We start from the raw sequence: 12084 nt of genomic DNA, 5'->3' as shown, positions 1-12084 counted from the left end.
TGCAGTCACATGAATCACAGTTTGCTTGACTACATTTTGCAACATCTTTGGTGTCTACAATAGATTTGCAGTCACATGAATCACAGTTACAGTTTGCCTGTTCACATTCTACAATAGATTTGCAGTCACATGAATCACAGTTTGCTTGACCACATTCGGTAACATTTCCAGAGTCTTCTTGGGCTTCGGTAACAGTTTCAGAGTCTGCAAGAGCACTACAGGAAATTGCCCCTGCGGTAATTACAGTTAATACAATAAAGACAGATACCAGAATTCTTAAAAATGGATTTTTATTGAAGTTCATTTTATTCCTCCGATTGTTCTTCCGATTTTGTTTGATCTTGCTCATTTAATCTGAGAAGACCCGGAACCAAAAATCTATCCGTTGAAATAAAAATATAAACATACTTATTTTTATAATGTGAAATCAGAATAAAAAAATGAATTTAAAGCTTTATGATAGCCAATAAAATGAAGACAGCGAATTTAAAACTTTATAAAGCTAAATACATGGTTGGAAATTAGTTTAAAGCTGTTTAATACTTTATTTTCTCATACAATAGGATTATTCTGTATTAATTTCTAACTTAACTAATACATAACAAATGTTAATATTATTTGATTCTGTATTAACCCTGGTGTACCCTCAAAAATATGATTTATTCATATTATTCGCGTAAATTTTCACAAATTATTTTCTTTTCATTTTTTTTCCTGGAGACAGCTATAAAGCGCTCGAAGCCGCAGGATTAATAGCTTTAATATATTTTAACGGCAACAATATCCAGCAGATGACAAAAGGAATACTTATTGCAGGAACCCACAGCGGGGTTGGAAAAACTACAGTCTCCATGGGTATCATGGCCGCCCTCAAACACAGGCAGCTAAAAGTCCAGCCTTACAAGGTAGGGCCTGACTATATTGACCCTTCTCATCATACTGCAATCTGCGGGCGCCCTTCAAGAAATCTGGATACGTACATGATGGGCACTGGCGGAATTGGGCAGACGGTAGCCCGGACGGCTGCAGATGCGGATATTGTGGTAGTAGAAGGCGTCATGGGACTTTTTGATGGAATTGACTCTACGGAAATTGCAAGTTCGGCGCATGTTGCAAAAACCCTTGATTTACCAGTGATTCTGGTAATTAATGTGCACGGTATGTCCAGAAGCGCTGCAGCTCTCCTGAAGGGATATTCAGAGTTCGATCCTGAAGTCAGGATTGCAGGTGTTATCCTGAATCAGGTAGGAAGCCCTCGCCATGCGGAACTTGTAAAAAATTCGCTCCCGAATGACATCCCTATCGTAGGCACGATCCCACGCAGAAAAGATATTGAAGTTCCTTCCAGGCATCTTGGGCTATATATGGCCCATGAAAAAGATTACAATACTGAGGAAATGGCGACTTTTATTGAAGAAAATGTTGACCTTGATGCAGTGCTTGAACTTGCCGAACCCTGCTCGATTCCGGAAATCGAGGATACTGGGAGACCTGGGCCAGACATCAGGATAGGAATTGCCAGGGACCCTGCTTTCTGTTTCTATTACCAGGATATGTTTGATGCTTTCAGGGACTACGGAGCTGAAGTCGTATTTTTTAGCCCGATGGCAGGAGAAGTCCCTGATGTCGATGGTATTTACCTTGGAGGCGGCTACCCTGAACTTTATGCAGAAACCCTTGAAAGTTCAGAAACGACCCGGAAACTTAAAGGTCTTGCAGCCGACGGTTTGCCTATTTATGCAGAGTGCGGGGGTTTGCTCTACCTCTGCGGAACTTATGAGATAGATGGCAGAACCTATAAACTCGCAGATGTCGTGCCTGCAAATACACGTATGACAAATAGTCTGAAGGCTCTGGGCTATACCGAAGCCCGCCCTCTGGACAAAAATTTCTCAGCGCATAATATCAGAGGCCACGAATTCCATTACTCTCTTACGGAATGCGATCGCGATGCAAGGTTTGCATACGAAATGCTGCGCGGAAAAGGTATACAGGACGGTTTTGACGGCCTTGTCGAGCACAATACTCTGGCAGGGTATATGCATTCTCATCCTGCCAGCTTCCCTGTAGAGAAATTCGTGCAAAAATGCAGGCAATATAGAAGACAGTAGACATGTAAGATTACATAGCTTCCTTTGCGAGCAACTTTTAATTTTTAATTTTTATACTTTTATTAGAATGATTGTGAATTTTTTAGAAATCGAGTAACAGTGTTCTTGTAACACTCTACTTTGCTTCAAACCTCATAATTCAAGTTTTGTCCTTTTAAGATCTTGTTAAATTCACTATCTAATTGAAAATTATTCCTGCTTTTTTGAATTCTTTCTGAAAAATCCTTTCTGGAGAGATTCTGAGGCTTTTCTGAAGTATTTCTTGATAGCTTTTTGAAATCCCTTATGTAGAGATGTAGAGATCTCTTATGTAGAGGTTTTCAGCTTCAATAGTATATGTGGTTTGGAGCTTACCTAAAACATTATTAAAAAATACTTTCGACCTGCCAGGCCGAGATTAATAAAGACCAAAATAGTTTTTTGGAATAGAGATGAGTAACTGGAAGAGAGATTCCAAGGAATTGTTGAATACGTTCAGCACTCTGACATGAACAATTTGGACTACTCGACATTTACTTACAAAAGGAGGAAATAAAATGAGATTTATATGTCCACTTATTGTTGTCAATAATATAGAGATTTCAAAAATTTTTTACGAAAGTGTCCTTAATCAAAAAGTACAATATGACTTTGGCGAAAACGTATCATTTGAGGGCGGCTTTGCGATACACCTGAAATCACATTTTTCAGATTTAATAAGCATAAACAAAAATGATATTATCCAAAAATCAAATAATTCTGAATTGTATTTTGAAGAAAATGATTTAGATAGTTTTCTTCAAAAGCTGAAAGGTACGGATTCCATTGAGTACGTACACGTGTTAAAAGAACAGCCTTGGGGACAACGGGTTATCAGATTTTATGATCCAGATATGCACATTGTTGAAGTTGGTGAACCTATGGAAAGCGTAGTAAAAAGGTTCTTAAGTAAAGGACTATCAATTGAAGAAACCGCAAAACGCACCTTAATGCCAGAGGAATTTGTCAGACAATATTTATAGATAAAGTCAGACAATGTTTATAGATAAAGAATATGCATGACATAGATTGAATAATATTATTCCCTGGAGCCTATTCTGTTTATGCTTTATTCTTATACTCAAATGATAAGTTCTAAGATTGAATGACTGGCAATTTTTCAATTTTTCTGAGCTTTACTTCTCTTGCTTTTTTTCCTTTTCTTTTTCCTTATTTTTCAAGTAGATTTTCTTCTCGTAATACCCTAGAGGATGACTTATTTTTTCACATAATCTGTCTTTTCCTATACAGTTGCCATAGGTTCTCATGGTATCGCATGCCGGGGGCTTGTATTTATTCCCAGTGGCACCTGCAATATGCTCTATCTGGTAAAGGGTTTTTTCCGCGTCGAAATCTGGAGAGATATTGAACAGGTTCAAAATTTCATCTACTGACATTCCTACACTGAGCAAGAAGGAGGTCATGGCAAACCGCATAGAATGGGCAAGGTTCACTCCACCCTGTACATTTGCAAGGGCATGGGATATGCAGGGGGGAAAGAGTTCTGGTTCCACTGCTCCAAAGTCCGTTGCTCCGAATTTTTTCTTCTGGATCTCAAACTGATCCTTTATCTCGGCAACATAAGGTGCACAAAAACTTGAAACTTCATCAGGGATTTCAGGAATCGGAAAGGATCGCTCAATCCGTTCTCTGACCGCTTCTTCAAGAAGCCTTGCAAATTCTTCTCTGGTAATTCTTACTTTTCCAGCTCTGAACTGGCGGTTTGCAAGTTTCCAGGCAGGGTCTTTCAGGGAGTTTGAAAAGCGGATATAGTCAGTAAAATTCATGCTGAAATAGGAATCTTTGGAGCCTGCTGAGATTCCAAAATCTTCCCCGAATTCAAGCAAAAAAGCCGGGGTTTCATTTCTCAGAAGAGTATAGGCAGCTTTGGCTTCCGCCAGAGCATAGCGCCGGGTGAAAAGCTGGTCATCCACACAGGCAACCAGCATCCTGGCAAAAGGGTAGGAAAGAAGTTCCGATATAATCTGGGCTTCCCCGGATACGGGGGATTTTTTTATTTCCCCTTCAAGAGCCTCTTTTACCCTTTCTATTCCTCGGACCCGTGCAGCCCTATAGGCCCGGGAAGTAAGCAGACTATCCAGGGAAATGCCCAGATTTTCAACGTGGGTAGATGCTTCTGAAATAAACGGATAATATGCAAGTTCTTCGGCCTGCATACCATTAATCCGACTCAATTCTCGGAGCCAGGAGGTAAGAAATTCTTCCTGCACCGTTCGCAATTTCGAAATCTATGAGAACGGGAAAGTCTCGCCCCAGGGAGAGGGTAACCTCATTGACCTTGTTTGTGGGCTTGACTATATCTGTCAGATAATCCAGGGAGAAAAGAGAGCAGGCCTCACCTGCCTTCAGGTCGATTAACTGGTCTCTACCCATTTCCAGGCGAACTTGATCGGTATCTCCTTTTGCCTCCATAAAGAATGTGTCACCGGAAACTCCCATAAGCATATGATCGCTTATTTTTTCTGCGGCCCTCACCGCACGCCTGAGATCTGCGCCGTTCAGAACGACTTTTGCAGGCAACTCAAGCTGGGGAACTCTTGGTTCTGCCCGAATCGTGGAAGGATCGAGGAGAGAAAGCGTATAGGACAGCCCTCCGACATCAATCAGGAGTTTATGGTTTTCTTCTTCAAGTTCCATCCTGACTGTATCGCTCTTATCCGCGATTCCAAGCAGGTCTGTAATCTTGTTCAGGTCGATTCCGATTTCACTCTCATCAGCACTATATTCATCAAAAGCGGATGATCCGAGTTCAAAAATTCCCATTGCAACGTTAGCAGGATCAACTGCTTTTACCGAAATACCTTCCGGTTTTATCTTGAATCTGACCTCATCTACAATTACAGCCAGTGCGGCAAGCGCGTCTTTCAGAAGCTCTGCATTAATTGCTGCCTTGAACATGATTCTTCTCCACTAAAATAAATTTAAGTCTTACTCTTTATTACCCTTGAGATATATAAATTTCTTTACATATTCGGGAATTCTCAATCGATTTGAAGTGAAAACTTTCCGAATACGGATAAATGGCTATTTGGAATTGGAAAAATCATTAGATTCAAACTCCCGGTAACTATATAAATCTTGGTTCGAAAACAGGAAGGCTTCAGGCTCTGCTTGAAGCAGGAGAGAAGCTCTGACCTGATAAATTCACTTTTCCGGGAAGTGTGCTTTTCAAGGGCAGTATAGAAAAACAATAGAATTTCAGTCGTATTCTCTCCAGGTGAACCCGCATTTCGTACATCTTAAGAAACGGGTTTCAGACTCGTCTGCAGACCTGAGCTGCCTGAGCCACCAGGCTGCACTGTTGTTTCCGCACTCTGGACATTTTGCGTTTGTTGTTGGCAGACCTGAAGTTTGCTCACCTTCCAGAACCACAACTTCATGGTCGTCGATCTTGGCCGTGGAAACAAAATTTTGTGCATTGTTTTCGATGGGTATTATGTTCCCGCATTTTCTACACTGGTAATTACCATCTTTAGGAAACATCATACTTTTGCATTTGGTACAGAATTGCATTAATATCACTTTTTGCGTCATTTATCATTTTATTGTGGTCAAAAGCCAGTTCAGGAATTGAATCAAGCTCAAAAAGATCGGCAGACGCGGCGTCAGAACCTGATTTCAACCTCCCGAATCCCTTTGCGAGGTAACAGACTGAAACCGTATGTCCTCTGGGGTCACGCGGAGGATCGGAATAGACTCCTACCAGTTTGATAATCTCTACAGAAAGGCCGGTTTCTTCAAAAGCTTCTCTCACTGCTGCTTTTTCGGTACTTTCCCCGATTTCAACGAAGCCTCCAGGAAGGGCAAATTTTCCCTGATATGGGGGATTTTTTCTCTTCACAAGAACAAGCCTGTTTTTAAAGAGGATCACGGTATCAACGGTTAAGCTAGGGGTTTGAGGTTTCATAAAACGCCTTCGCAATTTACTTTCCGGGAGATCTCTTTTTCCGCCACCAATCTCTTTCTGAATTAGCTTTTTCTGGCAGAGATGCCAGAGTAAAATAATATATTAGTATTGTATATAATGTAGAAATTCGTCATCGTATTTCAATTATTCTTCTTATCCTTTTGTGTATTCTCAAAAATTTTTTGCTTTTGACTTTTCTCTCGATTTCTGTTTGAATCATTTTCTTGATCTTTGACGTTTTAAGTAGAGTTTCTATCAAGCAAAAATGTCTTTTATGCAGTAACCTCTCTTAAATGTTTCTCTTTTATCGAAACAGAAAGTTTCTTCCATTCTTATTTTCAAAACCTTCTTCATCTTGACATTCTTTATAAATGAGAACATTCTTTATATAAATGAGAACATGCTTGTAACGCTATTCTTCTATAATAGAAATCAGTTATCTTATCTGCAAGGTTCACTTGCTCAGTATCTCTAATTTAGGTATAATTCTAATTTAGGTATAATTCTAAATATCACTCATACGGAAAGTAAAATCCATAACCTTTGAATTCCTTAATATTAATGGCTATGAACCAATGGCTATGAACCATTTAATTTATTAGAAACTTCTATGGAAATCTATTAATTGTCTTAGATAATTTCATATGTTACTTTCCGAAAACTTCATAACTTGCCCGAGACTTTTCTGAGATCTCAGAAACAAGCAAAACAGAATATAGAATAATCTTTACCTCCGGCAAAAAAGGTGCGTAAAAAATGATCGAAAGTGTACTCTGGCTCGCAGTCGGGTTAATGGTTGCGTCATCCATCATCCCCAGTACCTTCAGGGTTCGTAAACTGGTCGGAGGGATTGGATGGGGTGTATTTTCCATCCACTGGAGTTATCAGCCTCTCCATTATCTTAATGTCCTGGACTATGCCAATGTATTCCTGACAATAGCAGTGGCTCTATTATGTCTACTCGTAGCATATATCATGTTTCGGGAATACAGGGAAGGCCCCCTTCGTATAAAAAATAATCGAGAAGTGCTGCATTCGAAATTCTCAGCTCAGGGTGAGGGCGATTCTCTTGATATAACTTCAATGCTTACCAGTGCCAGTGCACTCGGAGCGCTTGTTTATTTTCCATTTGCGAATTTTCCCTCTCTAAATACCTGGATTATTGGAGGGGTCACCTCCCAGGTCATCTGGGTTCTTCAGTATTTCGAGATTCCTGCATACCTGAAAGCCTGGAATATGATAACGCTTAACGGGTACACTGTGGAGATCATTCTTGCCTGTACTGCAATTGAAAGCATCGCTCTCTTTATGGGACTTATAGGTGCTGTCAGAGCTCCCCTTAATCGTCTCGCTACAGCTTTCATCGTGTCAGTACCAGTCATTTACGTTCTTAACCTTATCAGGGACATTTTTGTGGTAGTAGCTTATGGAGAGCAGTGGTTTGGTGCTGACAGTTTTGTAATCGCACATAATTATATCGCAAAAGCGGGGTCAGGAATTGCCCTTTTTGCAATTTCATATCTAGTGCTCCTAACTCTGCCCGAATTACTGGGAATGATTGACGGTATCTGGGTCATATTTTCTGAAGAATTGAGATCTATTCTGCATATGTCCAGGGAGGACTGAGGTCAATGCTTGCAAAGGGCTCGGAACCCTGGCTTTTTACAGCTGCGCTTGTAACTGCACTGTTTGCAATCCTTTCCAGGGCAATGAACAGCTCACATCTGAATCACGTTGCTTACCTAGCAAACAATGCTGCTTACCTCGCAATGGCATTAACTTTCTTTATGGTTCTTTTTTTCAGAGATCCCGAAAGAAAGGTGGAAATTTCGGACACTTATATGATTTCTCCAGCCGATGGTACAATTATAGATATCAGAGACCGAAAAGTTTGTATTTTCATGTTTTTCCAGAATGTACATGTAAACAGGGCTCCGATTTCCGGGAAAATCAGGGAAATAACTTATAAGAAAGGAGGATATCTTCCTGCCTTTTGTAAAGACTCTGAACGAAACGAAAGAAACGAGTTTATTATCCACAGCAAATACGGGGATGTTAGTGTTACACAGATTGCAGGCACAATTGCCCGCAGGATTGTCTCTTATTCTCGGGTAAACGATAGCATCGAGCAGGGACAACGCATCGGAATGATTCGGTTCGGATCAAGAGTCGACGTAACAATTCCTCACGACTTTGAAATCACAGTAAGAAAAGGAGAGCGGGTACTTGCAGGCAAGACCGTTATAGCAACAATAAAAAATGACAGGGACTTTTGAACATGAACGTATTTCAAATGTTAAGACTCCCGGACCTGGTCTCTCTTTTGAACCTTATCTGCGGGATTAGCTCAATTGCAATAGCTGCCCACGCTGCTGTCCAGGCGGCCACCTATCAAACTGTTGCCCATGATGGATCTTTTGCCTTGGCTTTGATCTTCCTTCTGGTTGCGGCAGTTGCAGATGGGGCGGATGGATATATTGCCAGACGGTTCAACGGAGGAGAACTTGGGGAACAGCTTGACTCTCTGGCAGATGCGGTCTCTTTCGGGGTCGCTCCTGCTCTTCTCATATACCTGGAGTTCGGAGGAGCAGATCCTCTTGTAGCGTTATTCCCGGCTTTGTATGCTATTTGCGGTGTGCTTAGGCTCGCACGCTTCAATTCCGTTGCTTCCTGTAAAACAGGATTTGAAGGTCTTCCCATAACTGCAGGTTGCGTTATGCTTGTTACCTACATGCTGTTAGGCGAAAGTCTTGTCAGGATAGACTTCCTTCTAGCTCTTACACTTGCTCTCTCTATTCTTATGGTGAGTTCGGTAAGTTATCCGAAGATCAAGAATGTCAGAATCCTGGCTTTTATAGCTTCCATTTTCGGGCTAACCATGCTTCTCTACGTTGTAGATGTGACATATAATGTGCAGTATGTGCGGACTTTTTCTATCCTGCCTTTTATCCTCATGCTGACATACATTTTTTCTCCCTTTTTTAAGGTTCCTCTACTGAGCAATCTGGGTAGTAAAGAATATCGAAATAGAGGACTGGGGGCCGGAAGGAAGGGAAAACAGTAAAACCTATTCACTTTGACATTTCTACTCATGAATTTCCAGAATGGAGAGATTATTTGGTCCAAAAAAAGGTAACTGACAGAGACAATGCACTCTTTGAAGCAGGAATAAAACTCGGAGCTCTTTATCACCAATTTACGGGCTCTCCTGTAAATTTGAACACGGTTTCAAGCCTTGAACAGGCTATTCAGGAAAGCATTTCAGTCCAGCCCTATGTTGAAGAAATTTCCGTAAAAATCGATAGGGATATGCTGAAAAGCAAGCTGAGTAACAAATTCGGCTATTCCGAACTCCAGGGGCTCATGCTTAAGGTAAAAATAACTGTAAAATACGGCTCCTCAAAGGTAAAAGTCGGAATGGAATATAACCCCGACCTGAATTACCCTTTGATGAGAATTATAGAAACCGAAGAAATAAACGTTTGAAACAACTATCTAAAGTAAATCACAATCTGAATAAAATAACTGGATGAGGCTTAAAGTAAAGAAATTGAGATATTTAACCCTCGTTCTTTACAATTTCAAAAGCCTTTACAACTTTTTCGTTTTGTTCCGGAGTCCCGACTGTTACCCTGATAAAAGTATCTCCTGCCTCCCTGAATGAGTCACAGGGACGTACAATGATTCCCTTTCTCATGAGGCTTTCTGTAACTACTTTTGCTTTCAAAGGGGCAACATCTACAAGTACGAAGTTTGACTGGGAAGGATACACCTTAAAAGGGATTTTTCCTTTCAGGTATTCCCTGCCTTCTCTTGCGATCTCTATACTCTTTCTGAGGTGTTCGGCATCCGAAAGGGCAGCTATTCCTGCCTTTAAAGCCGGAAGGCTTACTGAAAAAGGAGTTGCTACCCGTATGTACTCTTTTACCAGCCACTCAGGCATGACCCCGTAACCCAGGCGCAGGCCTGCAAGCCCGAATACCTTTGAAAAAGTCCTGCCCACGACAAGGTTATCATACTCCCGCACAAGCCCGGCAAGGTTCCTGTCCGCAAACTCAACATACGCCTCGTCAACAAACACAAGAGCTCTGGTATTTTCAAGTATTTTCCTCAGGTCATTTTCGGGAAGGAGGTTTCCCGAAGGATTATTGGGAGAGCAGAGGAAGATTATCTTTGTCCTTGGGGACTCGGCTTCCAAAACCTTTTCAGGGCACAAAGAGAAGTCCCGGTTTCTCCTTACAAAAACTGGCTTTCCTCCGCATGCTCGGGCTGGCAGCTCATAATAGGCAAAAGTCGGAGTAGGGACTATAACCTCATCTCCCTTTTCAATAATGAGCCTGCAAAGCCCGTCAAGGAGTCCGTCCATTCCAGGCCCTGATGCTACCAGGTTTGAGACCGGAAAGCCTGTATATTTTGAGAGAGCTTCTCTAAGTTCTATCGCATCTGCAGACGGGTAAATGTTTGCACAGGGGGCGGTGTCCACCAGGGCCTGGACGGCTTTTGAAGAGGGCCCGAGTGGGTTTTCGTTCGAGCCGAGTTTAATAATTGAGGCCGGGTCAAGCCCGTAGGCAGAAGCTATTTCTTCAATGGATTTTCCGGGAACGTACTCTGCGATATCAAAGATTTCTTTTTTTATCAGTTTAGGCCTGCTCAAGAACATCAACTACCTTATCTATCTGTTCTTTTGTAATCACAAGCGGAGGAACCAGGCGGAGCACTGAGTCAGATGTGCAGTTTACGAGCACGCCGCGTTCCCTTGCAAAGTCTACGAACTTGCTACAGGGATATTTTATCTCAACTCCTATCATGAGGCCTTTCCCGCGGACTTCTACAACATCTTCCCTGTCCATATTCCTGAGCTTTCCTATGAAATAAGCCCCATTTTCTTTCGAGCGTTTAAGAAGCCCTTCTTCCCTTATCGCTTCAATCGAAGCAAGTGCAGCTGCACAGGCAAGAGGCCCGCCCCCGAAAGTAGAAGCATGCTGCCCGCGTCCAAAGCTGAGTCCTTCCCTGGCCGCGATAGCCCCCATTGGAAAGCCTCCACCTATTGCCTTTGCCATACTCATGATATCAGGCTCCACTCCGAACTGTTCTTTACAGAACCACGTGCCTGTCCTTCCAAAGCCTGTCTGCACCTCGTCAAAGATAAGGAAGGTTCCGGTTTCATCACAGATTTCCCTTACCTCTTTAAGGTATTCGGGGTTCGGTATCTTTACCCCGCCTTCTCCCTGGATGGGCTCAAGAATAACTGCTGCAGTGTTTTGCGAAATCGCTTTCCTGATGGCGTCAGCATCGGAGTATGGAACAAAAGCAGTCTCAGAACTCACAGGAGGCATAAAAGGATCCCTGTACATGCTCTTGTGGGTCACGCTGAGTGCCCCTATAGTCCTGCCATGAAATGAATGTTCAGCTGCTACAAAGGCGCTTTTTCCGGAAGCTACACGGGCCAGTTTCATTGCAGCTTCTACGGCTTCAGATCCGGAGTTACAGAAAAAAACACGTTCCATACCTGTAACCGAGACAAGGGTTTCTGCAAGTTCGGCCTGGATTTCGGTGTAATAAAGATTGGAGACGTGTAGCAGTTCCTCAGCCTGGGCCTTGATTGCCCTGACGACTATGGGGTGGCAGTGTCCAACATTGTTTACTGCAATTCCTGCTACACAGTCAATATATTCTTTTCCGCAAATATCCTGAACAACTGCCCCCTTCCCTTTTGAGAGTACGAGGGGCTGGCGTCCATAGTTCTGCATTACGTATTTTGAATCTTTTTCTATAACTGAATCGTACTTTGCCTGTAGATCCTGAGGATCTGTAATATTCTCTATCAATTGAATTCCTTCCTGAAACTATACAATTTATACTTTTAAGCTGACCTGGAAGTTTAACGAATGAGATCCGGATTATTTTGAATTTGTATATCAATACGGAAGCTTAAACATACGAAGGTTAGCATCATCAATACTCTGAAAATGTTCTCCTTTGAGGATTTTAAGGGCTTACAGAAAATTTATTCCGTCTTTCCTGAAA

General features: G+C 42.0%; 13 protein-coding genes. 6 read left to right on the top strand and 7 right to left on the bottom strand.

Going from position 1 to position 12084, the window contains the following annotated elements:
* A partial coding sequence (locus tag RG963_RS10170; RefSeq protein WP_310576155.1) for a hypothetical protein occupies nt 1-304 on the bottom strand: 304 nt, incomplete at its 3' end.
* A gap of 487 nt (nt 305-791) precedes the next feature.
* On the opposite strand from RG963_RS10170, the gene RG963_RS10165 reads away from it, so the two are divergent.
* Nucleotides 792-2111 (top strand): cobyrinate a,c-diamide synthase, encoded by a 1320-nt coding sequence (locus tag RG963_RS10165; RefSeq protein WP_310576154.1) that lies wholly within the window; start codon nt 792-794, stop codon nt 2109-2111.
* A 536-nt stretch (nt 2112-2647) separates the two neighbouring features.
* Nucleotides 2648-3112, top strand: a complete 465-nt coding sequence (locus tag RG963_RS10160; protein ID WP_310576153.1) for a glyoxalase/bleomycin resistance/dioxygenase family protein — start codon at nt 2648-2650, stop codon at nt 3110-3112.
* Nucleotides 3113-3265: 153 nt separating this feature from the next.
* Here RG963_RS10160 and priL read toward each other — a convergent pair whose 3' ends face one another.
* The 4 genes from priL to RG963_RS10140 form a co-directional block, all read right to left on the bottom strand.
* Nucleotides 3266-4306 (bottom strand): DNA primase regulatory subunit PriL, encoded by a 1041-nt coding sequence (gene priL, locus RG963_RS10155; protein WP_310576152.1) that lies wholly within the window; start codon nt 4304-4306, stop codon nt 3266-3268.
* Nucleotides 4307-4310: 4 nt separating this feature from the next.
* Nucleotides 4311-5048 carry a DNA polymerase sliding clamp gene (locus tag RG963_RS10150; protein ID WP_310576151.1) on the bottom strand — a complete coding sequence of 246 codons (738 nt, stop codon included), beginning with the start codon at nt 5046-5048 and terminating at the stop codon, nt 4311-4313.
* 300 nt (nt 5049-5348) lie between these two features.
* Nucleotides 5349-5663 (bottom strand): transcription factor S, encoded by a 315-nt coding sequence (locus RG963_RS10145; RefSeq protein WP_310576150.1) that lies wholly within the window; start codon nt 5661-5663, stop codon nt 5349-5351.
* Nucleotides 5623-6057, bottom strand: a complete 435-nt coding sequence (locus RG963_RS10140; protein WP_310576149.1) for an NUDIX hydrolase — start codon at nt 6055-6057, stop codon at nt 5623-5625. Before RG963_RS10140 ends, RG963_RS10145 begins: the two co-directional genes overlap by 41 nt.
* Nucleotides 6058-6813: 756 nt before the next feature.
* Between RG963_RS10140 and artA the strand changes: the two genes are divergently transcribed.
* From artA to RG963_RS10120, 4 genes are read left to right on the top strand one after another with little or no spacing between them, the layout of a single operon-like run.
* A complete protein-coding gene (gene artA / locus RG963_RS10135) occupies nt 6814-7683 on the top strand; it encodes an archaeosortase A (protein WP_310576148.1) in 870 nt (289 codons plus the stop codon).
* Between the two features lie 5 nt (nt 7684-7688).
* Entirely contained in the window at nt 7689-8333 is a 645-nt protein-coding gene (locus tag RG963_RS10130; RefSeq protein WP_310576147.1) for a phosphatidylserine decarboxylase, read from the top strand.
* Between the two features lie 2 nt (nt 8334-8335).
* Nucleotides 8336-9121 carry an archaetidylserine synthase gene (locus RG963_RS10125; RefSeq protein ID WP_310576146.1) on the top strand — a complete coding sequence of 262 codons (786 nt, stop codon included), beginning with the start codon at nt 8336-8338 and terminating at the stop codon, nt 9119-9121.
* Nucleotides 9122-9174: 53 nt separating this feature from the next.
* The gene (locus RG963_RS10120) at nt 9175-9543 is read left to right on the top strand and encodes a dihydroneopterin aldolase family protein (protein WP_310576145.1); all 369 of its coding nucleotides are present in this window, start codon (nt 9175-9177) and stop codon (nt 9541-9543) included.
* A 73-nt stretch (nt 9544-9616) separates the two neighbouring features.
* Here RG963_RS10120 and hisC read toward each other — a convergent pair whose 3' ends face one another.
* Together hisC and RG963_RS10110 are read right to left on the bottom strand one after the other, a co-directional pair.
* Nucleotides 9617-10717, bottom strand: a complete 1101-nt coding sequence (gene hisC / locus RG963_RS10115) for a histidinol-phosphate transaminase (RefSeq protein ID WP_310576144.1) — start codon at nt 10715-10717, stop codon at nt 9617-9619.
* The gene (locus tag RG963_RS10110) at nt 10698-11885 is read right to left on the bottom strand and encodes an acetylornithine transaminase (RefSeq protein WP_310576143.1); all 1188 of its coding nucleotides are present in this window, start codon (nt 11883-11885) and stop codon (nt 10698-10700) included. Before RG963_RS10110 ends, hisC begins: the two co-directional genes overlap by 20 nt.
* Nucleotides 11886-12084: the final 199 nt, after the last annotated feature.

The sequence above is a fragment of the Methanosarcina baikalica genome (assembly GCF_031461075.1).
Taxonomy (GTDB): Archaea; Halobacteriota; Methanosarcinia; order Methanosarcinales; family Methanosarcinaceae; genus Methanosarcina; species Methanosarcina baikalica.
The sequence above is the reverse complement of the archived record's forward strand: the minus strand, read 5'-3'. Positions and strand labels throughout refer to the sequence as shown.